Below are 22111 nucleotides of genomic sequence, written 5' to 3'. Positions count from 1 at the left end.
TTATGGCTACATTTAAAAAACCAACCCAAAAAAACTGGTCGGGAAGGATTTCCGGACAGCAACTTTACATGCATGAAAAAATAACGTGTAGTGCGATTGAAAAGGTCACTCCCAATTCGATAGCCCTATTGGGTTATGCTTGTGATGAAGGCGTTAAGCGAAACCAAGGTAGGATCGGGGCCATCGCCGGACCTGATGCCATTAGGGCCCAACTCGGGAAAATGCCGAACCATTTGGCCCCGGAACGCAAAACCTTTGATTGCGGCACCATCGAATGTAAGGATGGGGATATCGAAGCGGCACATAACTCGCTTTCTCTAAAAGTTTCCCAGCTATTGAAACAAAAGGCCATTCCCATCGTATTGGGCGGAGGTCATGACATGGCCTATGGCCATTACAAAGGACTATTGGCGCATGTAGGTAAAGGGAAAACCATCGGCATCGTCAATTTTGACGCCCACTTTGATCTTCGGAACTGCGAAGACGGTCCTAATTCCGGAACCCCTTTTTATCAAATTGCCCAGGATTGCCAAGATGAAGACATGCCCTTTGAATACCTCTGCTTGGGCATACGACCGGATTCCAATGACAGAATACTGTTTGAAAAGGCCATTGATTTGAATGTGGATTTTCTAAGGAACAGTCAATTCAGTTTCCACAATTTAAAAACCGTCACAAAAACCATTGACAAGTTCATATCCAAGGTCGATTATATCTATACGACCATAGATTTGGACGGATTTTCATCGGCCTATGCCCCTGGGGTCAGCGCCGCATCACCTATGGGTTTTTCCCCCGATATCGTCATGCATTGCTTGAGTATCCTTATCAGGTCGAAGAAATTGTTGTCCTTGGATATTGCGGAAATGAACCCCACCTACGATATTGACCATCAAACCGCCAAACTGGCGGCTTCCTTGGTACATCTGGTGATGCGCAAACTCTAAAAGGAAAAATAGGCAAGACAAAAAATGCCCTTTTCAAGGGTTTTGGGGATTTTCAGGTCCGAACGATACCCATGACCATCGGCAATAAGGCAACCTTTTACCAATGGTTTGGATGGGGCAGAACCTAATCCGGCCCATACATCGTGTGATTAATGGGTCACTAATTGGACTCCTTTTCTCACTTCAACATCCCAATGCGCAAGCCTGTTTTTCATTTCGTTTAACAAAGTCGGATGCTCCAGTGCGACATTTTCACTCTCAGAAATATCATTCTCCAGATCATAAAGATCATATATGAAGTCCTCCCCCTCTTTGATTCGAAGCATCTTCCATTTCCCCCTACGTATGGCGCTTTTATTGCCATAATCAAAAAACACATCCCTTTCCTGTAAGTCGGTTTCGTTGATCAGGTTGTCTTTTATACTGACCCCATCAATGGTATGGGCCTCGGGCTTCTTACCTATAAAATCAAGAACGGTAGGAAGTAGGTCCATCGTAAGCACGGTTTCGGCATTTATGGTCCCTGGCTTAATGTGCCCGGGGTAGGTAATGATCGCGGGCACCCTTGTACCTCCTTCATAAACCTGGTTTTTAAAACCCCTTAAGACCCCATTGTTTCCATAACTATTGGCTCCATTGTCTGACAAGAATATGATTACCGTATTTTCATACGCCCCGATTTCCTTGAGGGTATCCATGATATCGCCAATCCCTTCGTCCATAACCTCGACCATCTCCTTGTAAATATCCTGGATACTATCTTGGGCAAAAAGGTTACCCGGTTTACCGACTTCCCTCAATACCCTGTCAATACGTCTTTGATACGGCCTGTGGGGCGACTCGTGTGCCAAGTACAAAAAGAAGGGTTTGTGCGTTACCTTGGGATTGTTATCCTTAAGGAACCCAACACCATATCGGGTGATCAGATCGGTGGTATAACCACTTTCATCCTCCATCTTTTTCCCTTTCCACCAATCCTTGTAACCCTCTTGGTCTATATGTGCATGGTAGTCCACTCCCCCACTGACGAAGCCCGCATAATGGTCGAACCCCTGTTCCAAAGGATTGAATTCCGTTGAATACCCTAAATGCCATTTCCCGTATATGGCCGTGGTATAATCGTATTTTTTCAATTCCTCGGCCAGGGTAATCTCATCCAATGGAAGACCTACATCCCTATGGTTTTTTGAAGTGACCACACCCTCAATCCCGGTTCGCTGTTGGTATTTGCCGGTCATCAATGCTGCACGGGTCGGGCTACATACCGCCCCATTGGAATGAAAATCAACAAACCGTGTCCCCTCCTTGGCCAGTTGATCGATATTGGGGGTCTGTGTTAATGGATTGCCATAAGATGAAATATCCCCGTACCCTAAATCATCTGCCATAATGATAACGAAATTGGGCATCTTGGGCCCGACTTCCTTCTTGTCCGTGCATGATAATAGACAAACAACGATCAAGAGCAGTCCTGTGTTTTTCAACATATTGATCATTTAAATTGAATTATTCCCGCGGTTATTATGAATTGGCCCATTTACTTTACCTCACAATCCCGCATAACCTTCGTGTTGATGGCAGAAGTAACAACGGGATGAATACATAGACCTTACCTTTTCCAAACCTACGCCTAAGAAGTTGACATAAGGTCGCACTGGAGTCTCAAAAAACAGCCTTTGGAACAAGATAGACCTTCCTGATCAATCCAACAACCCAGGCGTATTGAGGATCAATTCTATTTTTTTGATGATTACGGTGATTTGATCCATTTGTATCTCTATATTCCTAAAATAGAGGCTGACATCCCTATTGACCCAACTTTCGGATATGACCCTTGCACCCAAACTGATCCTTAAAACAGCACTGTCAATAGCATCATATTTTACACTGACCGCTTGACCAATATGGCATTTTTGGGCTGCAAGCCTAATGGTTTCCAAAGGGGAATCCTGAAATTGACCGGACAAATCGGAATTCAACAACGTATAAAGTTTTTTGACCTTATCGATCGCTAAGGGTTCATTATCCTTTAGGATAAAGAAAGGGAAAATGGTACGTATGTTCCGAATTCCGAATTCTTCACTGTCAAAACTGTTGGTTTTCGTTTCACTCCCGTATATCGGTTCTAAAAAAGTCGCATCTTTAATGGAATCCTCCACAAAATTACAGAACATCTCGATGCCCATATTCCGGTATAGGATCGGTGTCCTAAAGTATCTATCCATTTCAACCATCGCGGCGTTCCAACGCATATAGGAACCATAATTATATCCGCTGGGCAAATCGTTTGAACAGAACCAGGAAGTTGGCCAATCGGAATGATTGTAATATTTGGTCAAACCTTCCGGTAGCTTATCTTTTACGGAATGCACCAATTCACCGACACTTTTTGGCAAGATCAAGGCCCCTGAATAAGGAGGGCCCGTAAAATATTTACTTCCCGTTATGGTAACGATATACCCCTTATTCAAATATTTTTTTACGTCTTTGGGATCTAACCGGAGTTGAGAGCCATCCACGATGATCTGCATTGACAATTTATCAAGCGTATGCAATTTTCGGATAAGATCGTCACTAGGGGATTGATAGCCCAATTTGGACTGATCCATGGTATGCAAAACAACATGTCGCCCCAGTTCATTGGTTTTGGAAATGGCATTGAATACCTCCTCGTCCAATTGTTTGGTCGATTTTAAGGCCCCTTGTTCGTCCCTAAAGGTGATTTTGATAACATCGACATCCCTAAAACCCTCGATCTTATCCCCTTTATTTACCGGATGGTTCAAGGCCGTGGTGTTTTCAAAATGGCATCCTTTCAATGCGGCGGGCACCCCGCTCCCGGTTTCATCAGAAGCCACAAGGACATGGGTAATGTCACTTTTGGATACAATTTGGGTTATGGCCGCTATTTGAAGTGCCGAATCGGTGCCTGAGGGTGAAAAAATGATCTCACACCCATCATATAATTTAAATATTTTCCTGAGATTGTTTTTCAACAATTCGGAAAACGCAATGGTGGTTTTCTTAAATCCATTTTTTAAACTATCCCTGATAAGGATACTTCTGACCTTGTCCGTTTTATCAAAAGCAAAATTCGATACACTCGTTGCCGTTGATGAGGCAAAAGTAAATGCTTCCGGTCTGGGGAATGGTCGGCATCCGTATTTATTCAACAAATCGATTTCATCGATATTCAACCTAAGATCGCCACCTGCCATTAATAAGTACTCCGTAGGTTTTGCCAGGTTTTCCACGATGGGCCTCCAAGATTCCTTGAATTCCTTTTGGGTACTATTCAATCCGTGGTAAGCCTGCAACTTTTCATATTTCACTAAAGACTCGGCATTCAACCCTTCATTTTTCTTGATCAGACCAATTAAATAATCATCGACCGATTCCAGCTTTTCCTTATCGGTTTTAGGCAATAGATCATAAAATATGCGTGTTACTTCCAATGCAGCGACATCACATAAAAGGGTGTCCCGTTTATCGTTACCCAAAGCTTTGTACCAAAGTTGCCATTCAATGCCATATCTTAAATAAACCAAGGCAAGGACAGGCTTTTCCAAAAACAACGTACCGATTTTGATCGTTTTGTTCGGCACAATTTCAAATAGATCGGGCTTTCTATTGGAGGCAATGATATTGATGTTGTTTATCTTCGGGACGGTATTGAATCTTTTTAAAACGCGAACCAGATAATTCACGTTTTCCTTCTCGAACAAACTGGTTCTTTTGTATTGATTTTCAATAAGTATATTATCTGTCATAGGTGTTTTATATTAAAACATTCTTCAAAACATAATTTTCAAAAGGGAATATTACCCATAAAAGCCAATACCCTGTAAACCGTAATTCGTATAACCGGCCCCGCTGTACAACCCACAAAAATTTGCAGTGTGACCACTCTTGGGACTTCATAAAAAACGAAACCCCAAAGATAACTGGTTTTTAAACAATTTCAGCTTTGTTAAAAGCAAGTTTTGTATAGTTATAACCAAATCACCATTCTAAATACCAAAACCTAACCAAGAGAGGGCAATATTCCACAATAAGGCCATGGATATCCTTCCATGGGACCCTGACCGCCTTAACGCTGACCCGAATTAACGGAATAAAACCAATCGATGCCCATGACTACTCCAACCAAGACCTATAGTACGTTTTATCATCAATATCCAATGCGGCCTGAGTAAGCTTTAGCGGTTTAAAAGTATCGATCATAACGGCCAGTTCTTCCGTTTTGGCCTTGCCGATACTTGCCTCATAAGTCCCCGGATGCGGACCATGGGGTATCCCTGCCGGATGCAATGATATATACCCTTTGTCGATATTCTTTCGGCTCATAAAATCCCCGTCCACATAATACAGTACTTCGTCAGAATCTATATTGGAATGGTTATAGGGTGCCGGAATGGCCTGTGGGTGATAATCATACATGCGAGGTACAAAGGAACAAACCACAAATGCATTGGTTTCAAATGTTTGATGTACCGGAGGGGGTTGATGCACCCGTCCCGTGATGGGTTCAAAATCATGGATCGAAAAACCATAGGGATAATTATACCCGTCCCAACCCACGACATCAAAAGGGTGCGAAGCATATACAAGCTCGTGCAATTGCCCTTGTTTTTGGACTTTTATCACAAACTTACCCTTTTCATCATGTGTGGGTAAATTTTGGGGCAGTTTAAAATCGCGCTCACAAAATGGGGAATGCTCCAAATGCTGTCCGAACCAATTTCGATATCGTTTGGGGGTGTAGATGGGGCTATACGATTCGGTGACCAACAATCTATTGTCTTCCGAATCAAATTGGATCTGATAGATCATCCCCCGAGGGATTAAAATATAATCCCCATATTCAAACGCTATCTCCCCCAAGAATGTTTTTAATGTCCCCTTGCCTTTGTGTATGAACAACAATTCATCGGCATCGGCATTTTTATAAAAATAATCGGTCATTGATTTCCTTGGTGCCGCAAGACCCACATTCACATCGGAATTGAAAAGGACAACCTTCCTACTTTCCAAAAAATCATCCTCGGGCTCAACTTGGAACCCTTTCAATAATCGCGATGTGATATTATAGGTTACCGCTGCTTTTGGGGAAATATCCTTAGGTACACCCACCGCTTTTACCATCGTAGGCTGGTTCAAGTGATACAGTAATGATGACATCCCCTCAAAACCAATAGTCCCGAAGAGCTGCTCATAATGCAAGGAACCATCCGCCTTTTTAAAAACAGTATGTCGTTTATGGGGTATGTCCCCCAATGTATGATATAGAGGCATAATTGCATGATTTTGTTGTACTTATTAAAAATACGACAATCTATCCTGCCAATAAAATACAATCCCGTGAATTATGGATCGCCTTTTCATTATATGGGCCGATATTTCGGGAAAAGGCATAAAAAAAGCCTCCCAGAATTAGGAAAGCCTTTCATTGGATAATGCCCTAAGACATTTTCACCATAGCCCCGACCGAAATCGAAGCTCAACACAACAATGCAAATATACAAAGGTTTTTCGTATTCCTGATACAGTTCGGAACAATTCTAAAAGCTATTCTTTCACTTTATAGGGTCTAACGATCAATCGAGCCGCCTTATCGAAATTGATGTAATTATACATCCGGTTAAAAAAGACGATCAATCATTTTTATTCTTTTATTAACTTATGAAAAAACCGATTTTTCGTACCTTAAGAATAAAACATGAAAAACACGGCAATGTTCTGGGTCGCCAATACCACCATTACCCTGGTTATCTTAACGATAATGGCCACCATGAACTTCCCTTTCAATTGGGTATTCTATGTTACCGTATTGGGGCAATTCATGGTAGTTTATATGGTTTACAAGGTCTTGACCGATAAGTATACCACGACCAAGACTTTCAAGGATTTTTACGAAGATCACCCCATAGGCCGATCTAACTAATCCATTACGGCATTTTTTCTGTTCAGTGAAGATTTTCTCGGTGCGTTCATACCGAGTTCGGGAATGACCAATAAGGGTATCTGGGTATGGAAAGCCATACGCTTGACCACAGCCTCCCGGGTCATTTTTTCCATATAGCTATGTTGGTAATTCAGCATGGCCATCAAATGGATATCCAATTCTTTGGTGAACACATCCAAGGTTTTGGAAACCGAGTTCAGTTCTGAAACCGTATGTACGTAATGTTCCACCTCATTGAGGTATTTTCGCAACATATTCAGATTGAACATTTGGATCTCGGTCAACGCCTTGATCTCATATTGCACATGAACAATACGTATGGCCGCTTTAAAAGCCTTGGCCAAATCTATGATCGGCTGTAATTCCGAAAGGGAATAAAACCTATTGAAGTCGGTCGCGAAGGCGATTTGTGTTGGACTTATATACTCAAAATATTGCGGAATCGCCAATACCGGACAGTTCTTTACGGACTTAATGATACGCACGGTGTTACTTCCCATAAAGACCTCATCCAACCCTGAAGCCCCTTTGGTACCGGTGACCACCATATCGATCCCTTCCCTTTCCACAATATCCTTTATTTCATCGACAAGAAGACTGAAAGACGAAATGGTCTTATAAGTATGCCCTGGGAAATTATAACTTTTCCCGATTTTACGAACCACTTCCTCCAGTCCCTGTTCAGAAATTTCACGAACGTTCTTTTCCTGTGCATGTCCTACATGGGTCGCCATAAACCTACTACTTACAATAGCAGGGGTATAGGTGTTGAGTAGATGAAAAACACATTTCTCATCCTTGAACAATTCAATCGCATACTTGGTTGCATTCCAAGCATTCTCAGAAAAGTCCGTAGGCAATAATATATTTCTCATTCCAATCAATTTTTATTTTGGTGTAAAATTATCGGAAGGTAGGAGCCTAAACTATGACTTATATCAGTTTTTACAAAAAGTCACAACCCCCTTATAATAAGGATGTTTGAAGGATGTATTTAGAAAAAAACAGGAAATAAAATGAAGGTTTCAAAAGCCTTCCGTAAGTTCTTGGAGCAATTTTTCGTTCAAAACCCCAATTTTTTTACCCGAGGTCTTGATCATCCCTTTCTTCTTGAATTCGGAAATGATCCGTATGGCCGATTCCGTAGCGGTACCGACTACGTTGGCGATATCCTCTCGGGAAAGTGTAAGTACAAGGAAGCCTTGTTCATCTTCCCCATAATTGCTTTTAAGGTACAGGAAAGCTTCGGCAATACGCTGCTTCACGGTTTTCTGTGACATGTTCACGATGACATCATCGGCCTCCTTAAGATCATGGGCCATATGTCGCAATATTTCAACCGCATAATCGGGATTTCTATTGAGGGTATGCACAATGCTATCCTTTGGAATGAAACAGACCTCCATATCACTGACAGCCACGGCACTTAAGTTGGTATACTCTTCGGCGATCACGGACCTTTGTCCCATGACCTCTCCTTTGCTGGCCAATTTTACGATCTGATCTTTTCCGTTCGCACTTAATTTTGATAGTTTGGAAATACCATCCCTGACACAGAAAACCCCGTCCAGTTTATCCCCCTCTTCAAAAAGGGCTTCCCCTTTCTTGACTTTTTTTGTGACCTTTGTGTCCGAAACCTTCTTTAACTCCGCCTTGCTCATGGCACGAAAAGAGTTAAACTGCCTTATAATACAGTTTTCACACCTGCTATGATTTCCCTCATCCATAATTAATGTTGTTTGGACTTTCCTAAATATGGTATAAAAATATTGAAAAGGTGACAATTATCATATAATATTTCATTAAAGTTATCGATATTTGTTAAAGGTATAAGCAAGAGTTAATGGATAAGGTCCAATGTTATCACTGTGGTGACGATTGTGGCAGGAATCCCATCGTATATGATGGGAAGGATTTCTGTTGCAATGGTTGCAAAACGGTATACGAAATTTTCTCCAGCAACGACCTTGAGCATTATTACGAGTTGCAATCCGCTGCCGGGGCGACCCCTAAAGAGGTTGAAAGCAAATATGACTTTCTGGACGACCAAAAGATCATCGAAAAACTATTGGAATTCAATGAGGACAACCTTCAAATCATAAATCTTCATATACCCCACATCCATTGTAGTTCCTGTATATGGATTTTGGAAAACCTGAACAAACTGAATCCCTCGATCAGTAGTTCTCAAGTGGATTTCCCCAAAAAAACAGTGCGTATCGTTTTTAATCCGCAAACCACAGGACTGAAGGACTTGGTCATCTTATTGGCACGCATTGGGTATGAACCCTATATTTCCCTTGATGATTTTGACAAAGGCAAGAAGCATGTAGATCGTGGATTGATCTATAAATTGGGAGTAGCGGGATTTGCCTTTGGGAATGTGATGTTCCTTTCTTTTCCTGAATATTTTGAGGTGAATGAATTTTGGCTCGATCAATACAAATTTTTGTTTCGCTGGCTGATGTTCGCTTTTTCCTTACCCGTTGTTTTTTATGCAGGCCAAGATTATTTGGTTTCGGCCTATAAAGGACTGCGTTCAAAAATCATGAATATCGATGTACCCATCGCCCTCGGTATCTTGACGCTGTTCCTCCGAAGTACCGTTGACATCATCTTTGATTGGGGGTCTGGTTTTTTTGACAGTTTAACCGGACTGATCTTTTTTCTCTTGGTCGGCAAGTTCTTCCAACAAAAAACCTATTCCTTCCTTTCCTTTGAGCGGGATTATAAATCGTATTTCCCCATTGCCGTGACCAAGATCGACAATGGCAAGGAAGCGACCGTGCAGGTATACGATATCAAAAAAGGCGATCGACTACTGATTCGGAATGAGGAGCTGATTCCGGTCGATGGCATCCTTATCAACGGTAAGGCACAGATCGATTATAGTTTTGTCACCGGCGAATCCGAGCCGGTTTTCAAAGCATCGGGAGACAAGATCTATGCAGGGGGCAAACAATTGGACGGCGCCATTGAAATGGATGTCCTGAAAACCGTTTCACAAAGTTATTTGACCCAACTTTGGAGCAGCACCGTTTTTAGCCAGGACAAGGAAAGTAGGTTCCAAACCTTGACCGATAGTATCGGAAAGCGTTTTACCTGGGCCGTTTTGACCATAGCCTTCATAACCACCGCCTTTTGGCTGTATCATGACAGCAGCAAGGCCATGAATGTCTTTACGGCCGTGCTTATAATCGCCTGCCCTTGCGCCATAGCCCTGGCAGCTCCCTTTACCCTAGGGAATATGCTTCGGATCTTTGGCCGCAAGAAATTCTATTTGAAAAACACACAGACCATTGAGCAATTGGCACAATTGGACACTGCGATTTTTGACAAGACCGGCACCATTACCACTACCCAAAAAAGCAGTGCCACCTATGAAGGCATGCAATTGTCCCTAGCCGAAGAATCCCTATTGAAGAACACCTTACGGGCATCCAACCACCCCCTGAGCCGAACATTATACGATATGTTGGCCGAACACAATATCGTACCCCTTGATGATTTTCAAGAACATTTGGGCAAAGGTATCGAAGGCCAAAAAGATAAAGGATCGATCAAGGTAGGGTCGGCCGATTTTGTTGGCAATACCACAGATCAAGAGACAGAAACAACATCGGTGCATATTAGCTCGAACAACACCTATAAAGGTCGTTTTGTTTTCCATAACCATTATAGGGATGGCCTATCCCATGTTTTTAAAGCCATGGGGCAACATTTGGATCTTGCCATTTTATCAGGGGACAATGAAGGGGAAAAAAACAGGCTCGAGAACCTATTACCTCCGCTGACCCCCATGTATTTCAACCAAAAACCCAAGGATAAACTCCATTTTATCCAGAAGCTCCAAGAGCAGGGTAAAAAGGTGATGATGGTCGGGGACGGACTCAATGATGCCGGTGCCTTGGCACAAAGCAATGTGGGAATAGCCATATCGGAGAATGTCAACGTTTTTTCGCCGGCATGCGATGGCATACTAGACGCCTCAAAATTCAAAGAACTGAACCAATATATCCTGACTTCAAAAAAAGCAATGAAAATCATTAAACTGAGTTTTTTACTCTCCTTTGTTTATAATGTTGTCGGTTTGTATTTTGCCGTTACCGGGCAGTTAGAACCGGTTATTGCAGCCATTCTAATGCCTTTGAGCTCCATAAGCGTAGTTGGGTTCACGACGCTGGCCACAAATGCCTTAGGAAGAAAAATAAATTAATGTAAAAAAACATGACAAATATCATAGTATGCACAAAGGTGTATACATATGTTTGAGTCGAATTTCAGGTAAGGTATGAGTGTTATTTATGTGTTATTGGCTATTAGCCTTGTCGTTGCTATAGTCTTTTTCACGATTTTTATAATTTCCGTTCGCAGCGGGCAGTACGATGATTCGTATACGCCCTCTGTGCGTATGCTATTTGAAGATGAGATAGTTAAGAAGGTCCCATCCAAAAACAAAGAGAAGAAGAATAAAACAAACCAACTAAAACAAAGTCAAAAATTGTAATTATGGAAGTACAACAATTCTATTACGATAACAAAATCGTAAAAAATTTCCTTTATGCGACCATTTTCTGGGGCGTTGTGGGAATGTCCGTGGGGCTCTTGCTCGCCTTCATGTTTCTTTTCCCCAATGTCACCGATGGTATCCCATGGTTAAGTTTTGGTCGTCTTAGGCCTTTGCATACCAATGCCGTGATTTTTGCATTTGTAGGGAATGCCATATTCGCAGGGGTCTACTACTCTACCCAGCGATTGTTAAAAGCCCGTATGTACAGCGATTTCTTGAGCAAGTTCAACTTTTGGGGCTGGCAATTGATCATAGTCGCTGCAGCGATTACACTTCCATTGGGGTATACTTCTACCAAGGAATATGCGGAATTGGAATGGCCCATTGATATCGCTATTGCCGTAGTATGGGTGGCCTTCGGGGTAAACTTGATCGGTACGATGTTCAAAAGAAGGCAACGCCACCTATATGTGGCCATTTGGTTTTATCTAGCCACTTTCGTGACCGTTGCCGTACTTCATATTTTCAATAGTCTGGAACTTCCGGTAAGCGCCTTAAAAAGTTACTCCGTTTATGCAGGGGTTCAGGATGCCTTGGTACAATGGTGGTACGGTCACAACGCCGTAGCCTTCTTCCTGACCACCCCTTTCTTGGGACTTATGTACTATTTTGTCCCTAAAGCAGCCAATAGACCGGTCTATTCCTATAGACTTTCGATTGTCCACTTTTGGTCTTTGATCTTTATCTATATATGGGCAGGACCACACCATTTGTTGTATTCCGCTTTACCCGATTGGGCACAGAACTTGGGTGTTGCCTTTTCCGTTATGCTGATCGCACCATCATGGGGTGGTATGATCAACGGATTACTGACTTTGCGCGGGGCTTGGGACAAGGTTCGTGTAGATCCCACCTTAAAATTCATGGTCGTTGCGATTACCGGTTACGGGATGGCAACCTTTGAAGGTCCAATGCTTTCACTTAAAAACGTAAATGCCATTGCCCACTTTAGCGATTGGATCGTTGCCCACGTACATGTCGGTGCTTTGGCTTGGAACGGCTTCCTGACCTTTGGTATGATTTACTGGTTGGTCCCTAAAATGTTCAAGACCAAATTGCATTCCCTTGGCATGGCCAACTTCCATTTTTGGATAGGAACCTTGGGTATTATTCTATATGCCTTGCCCATGTACGTTGCAGGGTTTACACAAGCCTTGATGTGGAAAGAATTCAACCCTGACGGCACCTTGGCCTACGGAAACTTCTTGGAAACCGTACATGAGATCATTCCTATGTATTGGATGCGGGCCATAGGTGGTAGCTTGTACATTCTAGGTATGTTCACCTTGGTTTTCAATGTTATCGCGACCATAAGATCCGGAAGCAAAGTAGAAGACGAATTGGCAGAAGCTCCCGCATTGGCGCGAGTATCGAGCAGGAGAACTGCCGGTGAAACTTTACATACCTGGTTGGAGCGTAAGCCGGTACAAATGACGATATGGGCCACAGTGGCCATTCTTATCGGCGGTATGATCGAAATCGTACCGACCATCATGGTAAAATCGAACATCCCGACCATAACCAGCGTAAAACCGTACACCCCATTGGAATTGGAAGGTAGGGACCTTTATATACGTGAAGGTTGTGTTAGCTGCCATTCCCAAATGGTTCGCCCATTCCGTAGTGAAGTAGAACGTTATGGGGAATATGCCAAAGCCGGGGAGTTCGTTTACGACCACCCCTTCCTATGGGGCAGTAAACGTACCGGTCCTGATTTATTACGGGTTGGAGGCAAATATTCCGACAACTGGCATTTAAACCATATGTACGACCCACAAAGTACGTCATCGGGTTCTATCATGCCCGCCTATAGATGGCTGGTCATCAATGAACATGATCGCAGTGCCATTCAGACGAAAATGGAAGCCATGGTGAGCCTAGGGGTCCCGTACACCGAAGAAGAGATCGCCAATGCCTTTGAGCTAATGGACGCACAAGCGACAAAAATCGAGAAAAATCTTTACGCCGATCCCGATTTTGTAAAATCCTATGAGGCCGATAAACAATACGCCCAAGAGAACGGATTGGATTTTGTGGAAATGAAGGATCGTGAAATCGTTTCCTTAATCGCCTACTTGCAGCGTTTGGGTACCGACATCAAAGTAAAGGAAACAGGGGAATTATTAACCGAAAACGAGTAAGCCATGCTAAAATTCATAAAAGGTCACCTGGAAAGTATTGATGGGGTAACCACCTATCCCTTGATATCGTTAGTCATATTCTTTGTCTTCTTTGCATTGCTTTTTTGGTGGGTATTCACCGCTCGCAAAGCATACATTGATGAGGTAAGCGCACTCCCTTTAGAAGATAACAACCAAAACAATAAACTAGAATTATGAAAAATATGTCACCCTGGTGGATCAGGATCCCCGTAACCTTCTTCATCATTTTCGGATTGATGGAGTACTTTATAGACTCTGGAGAACAACTGGCAATTTTCGAGTATCCCATTACACAATTCTTTATGTTGATGGTACTCTTGATATTGATTGCCATGGAAGTGATATTGAAGTCCATCGAAAGCGTCATGTTCCAAACCTTAAGTGAAGAGGGAAAACAACGCTACCTGGAAGCAAAGGCAAAACAGTGGGAATGGCCTTGGGGCAAAAAAGTTTGGGCCAAAATGACCGCCCACAAACCCATTGAGGAAGAAGGCGAGATCATACTCGACCATAATTATGACGGCATAAAGGAATTGGACAACGACCTACCCCCTTGGTGGGTATGGATGTTCTATGCCACTGCCGTTTTTGCCGTGGTGTATTTGGTCCGTTTCCATATATATGGGGATTACGACCAAGAATTGGAATATGAACAAGAAGTTGCCGCCGCCAATCTGGCCATTGAGGAATACAAGAGAACCGCCAAGGACCTCGTCGATGCCAATACGGTGGAATTATTGACCGATGCTTCCGATTTGAATGCAGGTAAGGCCATATTCGAAACCACCTGTGTAGCTTGTCACATGGCCGATGGTGGTGGTGGTATCGGACCCAACCTGACCGATGACCATTGGATTCTGGGTGGGGGCATCAAAAATGTCTTCAACACCATTTCCGAAGGAGGTCGTGACGGTAAGGGAATGGTATCCTGGAAATCGAACTTCAAACCTGCGGAAATAGCCCAGATAGCCAGTTATGTACTTAGTTTACAAGGAACCACACCCGCTAACCCCAAAGCACCGGAAGGTGACCTATGGGTAGACGAGAATGCACCTGCAAAGGAAGGAACACAAGAACAAACACCAGAACAAGCGACCGATTCAGTAACAGTGGCCGTGAATTAATAATATTCTTTACCCAAAAGAAGATTAGACAATGGCAGAACAGGAAAAAGAGAATTTTCGGGATAGCATAGGCACCATAACCGAAGAAGGTAAACGCGCTTGGGTATTTCCCAAAAAGCCAAGTGGTAGATTTTATACGTATAGAAAAGTTGTAAGTTATTTTTTGCTGGCTTTCTTGATATTGTCGCCCTTTATCAAAATCGGTGGCAACCAATTCTTAATGTTCAATGTATTGGAACGGCGTTTCAATATATTCGGCTTTCCGTTCTGGCCGCAGGATTTTCATCTGTTCGTGATCTCTATGATCATAGGCGTTATTTTCATCGCACTGTTTACCGTTGCTTTCGGGCGCATTTTCTGTGGATGGATCTGCCCCCAGACCATATTTATGGAAATGGTCTTTAGACGCATCGAGTTTTGGATCGATGGCGACCGTCATTCCCAAATGCGCTTGGACCGTCAACCCTGGAACGCCGAGAAAATAAGGAAAAGGGTGACCAAATGGATTGTCTTTTTCCTCATATCCTTCATTATAGCCAATGTATTCTTGGCCTATTTGATAGGTAGCGACAGGCTGATAGAATATATTACCGATGGCCCTTTGGTACATCTTAGTACATTGGTCGCACTCTTGGTATTTACAGGGGTATTCTATTTTATTTTCGCCTGGTTTAGGGAGCAGGTCTGTATTATCGCTTGCCCTTACGGTAGAATGCAAGGTGTTCTGCTCGACAACAAATCCATTATCGTTGCCTATGACCATAAACGGGGCGAAGCTGAGAATGGCCGTAAAAAATTCCGGAAAAACGAAGACCGAGAAGCTTTGGGTTATGGCGATTGTATCGATTGTAAACAATGTGTACATGTATGCCCCACGAACATCGATATACGAAACGGGACACAACTCGAATGTATCAACTGTACCGCCTGTATCGATGAATGCGATACGGTTATGGAAAAAATAAACCTTCCTAAAGGTCTGATCCGTTACGCCAGTGAGGACGAGATCACCAAAAAGGAAAAATTCAAATTCACGCCAAGATTAAAAGGCTATTCGGCAGTATTGTTTATTTTGACCGGTATTCTAATAGGTATGCTGTTCTTAAGAAATGACCTTGAAGCCAACATACTGAGACTTCCTGGCCAATTATACGAACACAAGGAAAACAATATCATCAGCAACGTTTTTACCTATAAATTGATCAACAAGACCACTAGGGAGGTTGATGATGTCAGCTTTAAATTATTATCCCATAAAGGGACCATAAAGTTGGTTACCCAAAATAATTTTGAGGTACCGGCACAAGGGCTGGCCGAAGGTACTTTATTCATAGAAATCAACAATGCCGCCCTTAATGGGGATAAGGACAAATTGAAAATAGGGGTCTATAGTGGAGATAAATTAATAGAAACCACTACAGCCAGGTTTTTGGCTCCAAGGAGTTACAATTAACGGATATAAACAATAAAGAAAGACTATTATGAAGATCAATTGGGGAACAGGGATTGTCTTGGCATTTATCGGTTTTATCAGCTTTATATTATTTTTCGTAATACGTATGAACATGGATGATCATGCCAACCATGATCTGGTCACCGAAGAATATTACAAGCAGGAGTTAAAATACCAAAATGAGATCGATGCCGAAACCAACGCCAACAACCTCTCCTCAAAAGTAATTATTGAAAAAAAACCGGAAGGCTTAACCGTCGCCTTTCCCAAAGAAATCGACTTAAAGAAAATCAAAGGCACTGTGTCCCTATACAGACCATCCAATAAGCACTTGGATTTCGACTTACCCATAAGTTTATCCAATACACATTTGCTCATACCTGACAATCGTTTGTTGGGTGGTCGCTGGGACATTAAAATTTCTTGGGAATATCTTGACAAGCCCTATTTATTCAAAAAAAGCATCACCTATTAATCATGTTATTATCTGCACTGGTATTGGGTCTTATGGGCAGTTTACACTGTGTGGGAATGTGCGGCCCGATAGCTTTCATGCTTCCGGTCGATAGGGATAACAACATTAAGAAAATCTTGCAGGTTACCCTGTACCATTTTGGCCGACTCCTGGCCTACGGAATGATCGGTCTTGTTTTCGGACTTTTGGGCAAAGGGCTTTATGTGTTCGGTATGCAGCAGAAACTATCGATAATCATAGGCATTATAATGATCGTCGTTGTCCTGATTCCTTACAGATCATTCAATACATATAATTTTTCGAAGCCCTTATTCCGGATCATATCGCGGATAAAAAGCCGCTTGGGCAAGGAATTGAAGAAAAAATCACCCGATACGTTCCTGACCATTGGCTTCCTTAACGGTTTCTTACCCTGTGGTTTGGTCTATATGGCGCTATTTGGGGCCATAGCCATGGGAAGTACCCTGAAAGGCGGACTCTATATGGTACTTTTCGGACTGGGTACGGTACCGCTAATGACCACCGCCATCTATATGAGCGGTTTTTTACAGCGCTCGGCAAAACGAAAGATCCAACAACTCATTCCCGTATTCGTAGTGATCATCGGGGTATTGTTCATTTTAAGGGGCCTTGGACTGGGAATACCCTATATTTCTCCAAAACCCGTCACGAACATGACCTCCAGCACTATGGAATGCCACCCTTAGTATTTTACCCCCTATTTTGATCACCCGCCTGGGTTTTAACGAACCCATACCGGTCGAATAAGACTTGAAACCACCCTTCAAGGGAATAAAAACCCCATTCAGTGTTGGAGATCGATTATTTTTTTACTTTTGTTAACCACTTGGTTAAACCATATAGTTAATGAAAGACATAAACACGGAACAAAATATATTGAATGCCGCAATAACGGTATTTCAAAAAAAGGGCATGGCCGGGGCACGTATGCAGGAAATTGCCGATGAAGCCCAAATAAACAAAGCCATGCTGCATTATTACTTTAGGAACAAACAACAACTGTTCGAGGCCGTTCTTATGAAGGCATTTCAAAAACTGGCCCCACAAATGAACATTATTTTCGCAATGGAGATCAATGTGTACGATAAGATAAGGCAATTCACATCAAGCTATATCGACTTTGTCCTTGAAAACCCCTATCTGCCCACGTTCATCATCCACGAGTTGAACAACGACCCCCAATTTGCCACAAAACTTATGGCGCACCCCAACAAACCCGATCCCAAACCACTTTTACGTCAGTTCGAAGAAGAAATAAAAGCTGGAAACATAAAAGACATCCCCCCAGTTCAACTTCTTTTGAACCTATTTTCACTAACCATCTTTCCCTTTGTAGGGGAAACATTGTTCAAGGTCATCCTCGATATATCCGACACCCACTATCACGAATTGCTCATAGCGCGCAAAACCGAATTAGCGGACAGGTTTATAGAAAGTATAAGAACTTAAGTATCAGTACAAAGCAAACCAATTCAAAATGGACATTTCACTACATAAAGTCATCAGCATAGGCAGTTTCCTTTTACTTTTTGTACCGAAACTCGAAGCCCAACACCTATTGACCCTTGATGAATGTTTTGATAAGGTCACCGAAAATCACCCCTTGGCGGCCCAAAAAACAGTACTGAACGAACAATCCGATTTGGATATCGCGGCGATCCGTAAAGAAAAACTACCCCAATTCGACATAAACGCCCAAGCTTCCTATCAATCGGATGTGACCCATTTGAACATTGACCTCCCGAACATCACGGTTACCCCGGCAAACAAAGACCAATACAAGGCCACTTTGGATGCCAGTCTACCCATTTACAATGGCGGACTTATCGCAGCAAGGGCCAAGGTCAAAGAAAGTCAAGCGCGAGTAGGACTGCAGGAAGTGGAAGTCAATCTCTATACCCTTAAAAACAAGATCAATGAAGTATACCTTTCGATACTGCTTTTACAGGAAAACCACTTATTATTGGAGGCCAAAGAGAAACAATTGCAGTCACGCCTGGATGAAGTTTCGGCCGGAGTGGCATATGGCACTTTACTTCCTTCCACGGCAGATGCCCTTCTTGTGGAACTTTTGAAAATAAAACAAAAATATATAGCGCTTGATCATTCAAAAACAAGTCTGATCAAAAGACTATCCCTCTTAATGGGAAGCGATCTTAAGGCAGACGTCGTTTTGGAAACCCCAAGGGTCACCTTGACGGTAGAAAATAATTCCCGAAGACCCGAACTTACCTTATTCGATCTACAAAAAGAAGAAATCGACTTTTCCGTACTACAATTGGAAAAAACAAAATTACCAAAGTTGAATGTTTTCGCCCAAGGGGGTTATGGCAATCCCGGATTGAACATGCTAGACAATTCCTTTACCACCTTTTACATGACAGGGATAAAATTGAATTGGAACATATTCGATTGGAATAGGAACAAAACCAAAAGTAAAGCCCTAGCCCTCAATAAAGAACTCATTAAAACACAAGAAGCGGCTTTTGAACTCAATACGAACCTCGAACTTGTACAACTCCGATCGGAAATCGAAAAGTTGGAAGGGTATTTGGCCATAGACCGGGAAATCATCCCGATTCGGGAAAGAATGGTTGAAACGGCCGTATCCCAATTAAAAAACGGGATGATAACCTCCTCGGCCTATATCGCCGAATTCACCGACCTATTTGAAGCAAAAAGCAATTTAAACCTGCATAAGATACAGCTGTTAATGCAACAGATAACGTACCAAATAACCAACGGAACTTATGGGCTCAACTAATTCGAACCTTATCAAACACTCCTGTACCATGAAAAATTCAACCGTATTGACCCTACTCATCATCGCAATCAGTTTGGTATCCTGCAACGGCAATGGGGATAAAGCCGACGGTTACGGAAACTTCGAGGCCACCGAAACCACCATATCGTCCGAAGCAACCGGCAAATTGTTGTTTTTAGATGTGGAAGAAGGCCAAGTACTCCAAGAAAACCAAGTGGTCGGTGTGGTCGATACGATACAATTATCCTTAAAAAGAGACCAATTGATGGCCACTAAAAAGAGTGTTTTTTCCAAATCACGTAATGTGCTTTCCCAACGGGAGGTGCTTAAAGAACAATTGAAAGTTGCGGAAAATGACCTCAAAAGGATCCAAAACCTTATCCGCGAAAAGGCCGCTACCCAAAAACAATTGGACGACATCACTGGGCAAATAGACGTCCTGAAACAGCAAATGATCAGTATAGAGACGCAAAATGCACCCATCGTTGCCGAGGTCAACAGTATCGAAGTACAAATTCAACAGATTGAAGATCAAATTAAAAAAAGTATCATCGTAAATCCGTTAAAAGCAACGGTCCTTACAAAATATGCCGAACCTCACGAAGTAACCGCCTTTGGCAAGCCCTTATATAAAATCGCCGATCTTAATGTGATGGAGCTCCGCGTATATATCAGTGAACCCCAATTGACCGACGTGAAGCCCGGAAACCAAGTAACGGTAAAAATCGATGCTCAGGAAGGAATGAAATCCTACCAAGGTACGGTTTCATGGATTTCCGATACGGCGGAATTTACCCCGAAAATCATACAAACCAAGGAAGAACGGGTAAACCTGGTTTATGCCGTTAAGGTATTGGTGAAAAATGACGGCAGTCTAAAGATAGGGATGCCCGCAGAAATTTGGATTACCCATAACGAAGAATAAACTCCCGTTACCCATGTCGATCATCGTAAAAAACATAAGTAAGTCCTATAAGCAGGTAAAGGCCCTGGACAATATTTCCTTAGAGGTACCATCCGGGGAGTTGTTTGGATTGATAGGTCCTGACGGTGCGGGTAAAACCACCTTATTCCGGATCTTGACGACATTGTTACTCCCCAATGAAGGAACCGCTTCCGTAACCGGATATGATATCGTAAAGGATTATAAATCCATTAGAAACACCGTTGGTTATATGCCAGGGCGATTCTCCCTCTATCAAGACCTTACCGTGGAAGAGAACCTTCGGTTCTTTGCTACGATTTTCGGCACCACCATTGAAGAGAACTACGACCTTATACGGGACATTTATGTTCAAATTGAACCTTTTAAAAACAGAAGGGCCGGAAGGCTTTCGGGCGGTATGAAACAAAAATTGGCCCTTTCATGTGCATTGATCCATAAGCCCAAAGTATTGTTTTTGGATGAACCCACGACAGGTGTCGATCCCGTATCGCGGAAAGAGTTTTGGGAAATGTTGAAGCGACTGCAAGAACAACAGATTACCATTTTCGTTTCGACACCCTATATGGACGAGGCAGCGCTTTGTGACAACATAGCTTTGATCACCAATGGCAAGATCTTACGCATTGATACGCCAGAAGGCATAAAAGCTTCCTTTCCCCATAAAATATACAAGGTAAAATCAACAAAAACCTTTAAACTGATTCAAGATTTAGGGGCTTATGAACAAACCCATAGTGCTTATCCCTTTGGGGAATATATCCATTTCACCCCCAATACGACGGCCTTCAGGACCCAAGATTTGACCCATTTCCTTAAAGAAAACCATCATACGAATATTGAGGTTTTCGAAACCGGCCCCACGATCGAAGATACGTTCATGGAATTGTCCGATTAAAACCCCAAAAAGCATCGTCCCCTATTTTGAACCAGATGACCCATAACGAAGAATGAATACGAAAAATGCCATACAAGTAGAAAACCTGACCAAAACATTCGGCGCTTTTACCGCGGTCAACAATATCTCATTCCATGTGGGTAAAGGTGAAGTATTCGGTTTTCTTGGGGCAAATGGTGCTGGAAAGACAACAGCCATGAAAATGCTGATCGGTATTTTAAAGCCGAGCTCGGGCAATGCCCTTGTCGCCAATTTCGATATTGCCACCCAGGCAGATAGCGTTAAGAAAAGCATTGGATACATGAGTCAGCGGTTCTCTTTGTACAATGACCTCACCATAAAGGAGAACATCACTTTCTTTGGGGGTATCTACGGACTTAATAAAGCGGATATCAAAACAAAGACCCACGCCTTGATCGATGATCTGGGATTGCACGACGAAGCCAACAAACTTGTAGGTGCGTTGCCCTTGGGATGGAAACAGAAAGTGGCCTTTTCGGTATCGCTCTTACACGACCCTCAGATTATTTTCCTTGATGAACCTACCGGAGGGGTAGACCCCATTACCCGTAGGCAATTTTGGGAAATGATCTATCGGGAAGCGGACAAAGGCAAAACGATTTTCGTAACCACCCATTATATGGATGAAGCGGAATATTGTAATCGGGTATCGATTATGGTCGAAGGAAAAATAGAGGCTTTGGATACCCCCAAAAACCTGAAGACAACATACAACGCGGATTCGATGGACCAAGTGTTCTTAAAATTGGCAAGAAACTTAGCATAAGG

20 protein-coding genes are annotated in these 22111 nt (G+C 42.7%); 15 read left to right on the top strand and 5 right to left on the bottom strand.

All coding sequences use genetic code 11. From position 1 onward, the window contains the following. Window positions 1-2: 2 nt before the first annotated feature. Window positions 3-947, top strand: coding sequence for a formimidoylglutamase (gene hutG / locus PHU20_RS12270; RefSeq protein ID WP_274825667.1), 945 nt, complete (start codon window positions 3-5; stop codon window positions 945-947). 149 nt (window positions 948-1096) lie between these two features. On the opposite strand, the gene PHU20_RS12265 is transcribed toward hutG, so the two are convergent. The 3 genes from PHU20_RS12265 to PHU20_RS12255 form a co-directional block, all read right to left on the bottom strand. Continuing rightward, complete coding sequence (locus PHU20_RS12265) at window positions 1097-2434, bottom strand: sulfatase-like hydrolase/transferase (RefSeq protein WP_274825666.1); 1338 nt, start codon at window positions 2432-2434, stop codon at window positions 1097-1099. 213 nt (window positions 2435-2647) lie between these two features. Next, on the bottom strand, window positions 2648-4717 hold the full coding sequence (locus PHU20_RS12260; protein WP_274825665.1) for a hypothetical protein: 2070 nt from the start codon (window positions 4715-4717) through the stop codon (window positions 2648-2650). 367 nt (window positions 4718-5084) lie between these two features. After that, on the bottom strand, window positions 5085-6242 hold the full coding sequence (locus PHU20_RS12255; protein ID WP_274825664.1) for a homogentisate 1,2-dioxygenase: 1158 nt from the start codon (window positions 6240-6242) through the stop codon (window positions 5085-5087). Window positions 6243-6666: 424 nt separating this feature from the next. On the opposite strand from PHU20_RS12255, the gene PHU20_RS12250 reads away from it, so the two are divergent. After that, a complete protein-coding gene (locus tag PHU20_RS12250; RefSeq protein ID WP_274825663.1) occupies window positions 6667-6891 on the top strand; it encodes a hypothetical protein in 225 nt (74 codons plus the stop codon). Here the strand turns inward: PHU20_RS12250 and PHU20_RS12245 are convergent. Together PHU20_RS12245 and PHU20_RS12240 are read right to left on the bottom strand one after the other, a co-directional pair. Continuing rightward, complete coding sequence (locus PHU20_RS12245) at window positions 6888-7787, bottom strand: universal stress protein (RefSeq protein WP_274825662.1); 900 nt, start codon at window positions 7785-7787, stop codon at window positions 6888-6890. The genes PHU20_RS12250 and PHU20_RS12245 overlap by 4 nt on opposite strands. Window positions 7788-7937: 150 nt before the next feature. Then, the gene (locus PHU20_RS12240; protein ID WP_420828677.1) at window positions 7938-8639 is read right to left on the bottom strand and encodes a Crp/Fnr family transcriptional regulator; all 702 of its coding nucleotides are present in this window, start codon (window positions 8637-8639) and stop codon (window positions 7938-7940) included. A 116-nt stretch (window positions 8640-8755) separates the two neighbouring features. Here PHU20_RS12240 and PHU20_RS12235 point away from each other — a divergent pair, with 116 nt between their 5' ends. The 13 genes from PHU20_RS12235 (at window position 8756) to PHU20_RS12175 (ending at window position 22109) form a co-directional block, all read left to right on the top strand. Beyond that, entirely contained in the window at window positions 8756-11128 is a 2373-nt protein-coding gene (locus PHU20_RS12235; RefSeq protein ID WP_274825660.1) for a heavy metal translocating P-type ATPase, read from the top strand. A gap of 75 nt (window positions 11129-11203) precedes the next feature. After that, window positions 11204-11419, top strand: a complete 216-nt coding sequence (ccoS, locus tag PHU20_RS12230) for a cbb3-type cytochrome oxidase assembly protein CcoS (protein WP_274825659.1) — start codon at window positions 11204-11206, stop codon at window positions 11417-11419. Window positions 11420-11421: 2 nt separating this feature from the next. Next, window positions 11422-13623, top strand: coding sequence for a cytochrome-c oxidase, cbb3-type subunit I (gene ccoN, locus PHU20_RS12225; protein WP_274825658.1), 2202 nt, complete (start codon window positions 11422-11424; stop codon window positions 13621-13623). 3 nt (window positions 13624-13626) lie between these two features. Further along, window positions 13627-13821: a CcoQ/FixQ family Cbb3-type cytochrome c oxidase assembly chaperone gene (locus tag PHU20_RS12220; RefSeq protein ID WP_274825657.1), complete on the top strand. Its 195-nt coding sequence runs from the start codon at window positions 13627-13629 to the stop codon at window positions 13819-13821. Beyond that, window positions 13818-14768 carry a cbb3-type cytochrome c oxidase N-terminal domain-containing protein gene (locus tag PHU20_RS12215; RefSeq protein ID WP_274825656.1) on the top strand — a complete coding sequence of 317 codons (951 nt, stop codon included), beginning with the start codon at window positions 13818-13820 and terminating at the stop codon, window positions 14766-14768. The genes PHU20_RS12220 and PHU20_RS12215 overlap by 4 nt, the downstream gene beginning before the upstream one ends. A 31-nt stretch (window positions 14769-14799) precedes the next feature. After that, window positions 14800-16221: a cytochrome c oxidase accessory protein CcoG gene (ccoG, locus tag PHU20_RS12210; protein WP_274825655.1), complete on the top strand. Its 1422-nt coding sequence runs from the start codon at window positions 14800-14802 to the stop codon at window positions 16219-16221. A gap of 28 nt (window positions 16222-16249) precedes the next feature. Next, window positions 16250-16696 (top strand): FixH family protein, encoded by a 447-nt coding sequence (locus PHU20_RS12205; protein WP_274825654.1) that lies wholly within the window; start codon window positions 16250-16252, stop codon window positions 16694-16696. Between the two features lie 2 nt (window positions 16697-16698). Beyond that, on the top strand, window positions 16699-17403 hold the full coding sequence (locus PHU20_RS12200; RefSeq protein ID WP_274825653.1) for a sulfite exporter TauE/SafE family protein: 705 nt from the start codon (window positions 16699-16701) through the stop codon (window positions 17401-17403). A gap of 160 nt (window positions 17404-17563) precedes the next feature. Beyond that, window positions 17564-18166: a TetR/AcrR family transcriptional regulator gene (locus PHU20_RS12195; protein ID WP_274825652.1), complete on the top strand. Its 603-nt coding sequence runs from the start codon at window positions 17564-17566 to the stop codon at window positions 18164-18166. Window positions 18167-18194: 28 nt separating this feature from the next. Next, window positions 18195-19481, top strand: a complete 1287-nt coding sequence (locus PHU20_RS12190) for a TolC family protein (protein ID WP_274825651.1) — start codon at window positions 18195-18197, stop codon at window positions 19479-19481. 28 nt (window positions 19482-19509) lie between these two features. Then, window positions 19510-20406, top strand: coding sequence for an HlyD family secretion protein (locus tag PHU20_RS12185; protein ID WP_274825650.1), 897 nt, complete (start codon window positions 19510-19512; stop codon window positions 20404-20406). A 13-nt stretch (window positions 20407-20419) separates the two neighbouring features. Beyond that, complete coding sequence (locus PHU20_RS12180) at window positions 20420-21322, top strand: ABC transporter ATP-binding protein (protein ID WP_274825649.1); 903 nt, start codon at window positions 20420-20422, stop codon at window positions 21320-21322. Window positions 21323-21374: 52 nt separating this feature from the next. Beyond that, complete coding sequence (locus tag PHU20_RS12175) at window positions 21375-22109, top strand: ABC transporter ATP-binding protein (protein ID WP_274825648.1); 735 nt, start codon at window positions 21375-21377, stop codon at window positions 22107-22109. Window positions 22110-22111 lie beyond the last annotated feature (2 nt).

It is taken from the genome of Maribacter polysaccharolyticus (assembly GCF_028882255.1).
GTDB lineage: Bacteria > Bacteroidota > Bacteroidia > Flavobacteriales > Flavobacteriaceae > Maribacter_A > Maribacter_A polysaccharolyticus.
The sequence above is the reverse complement of the archived record's forward strand: the minus strand, read 5'-3'. Positions and strand labels throughout refer to the sequence as shown.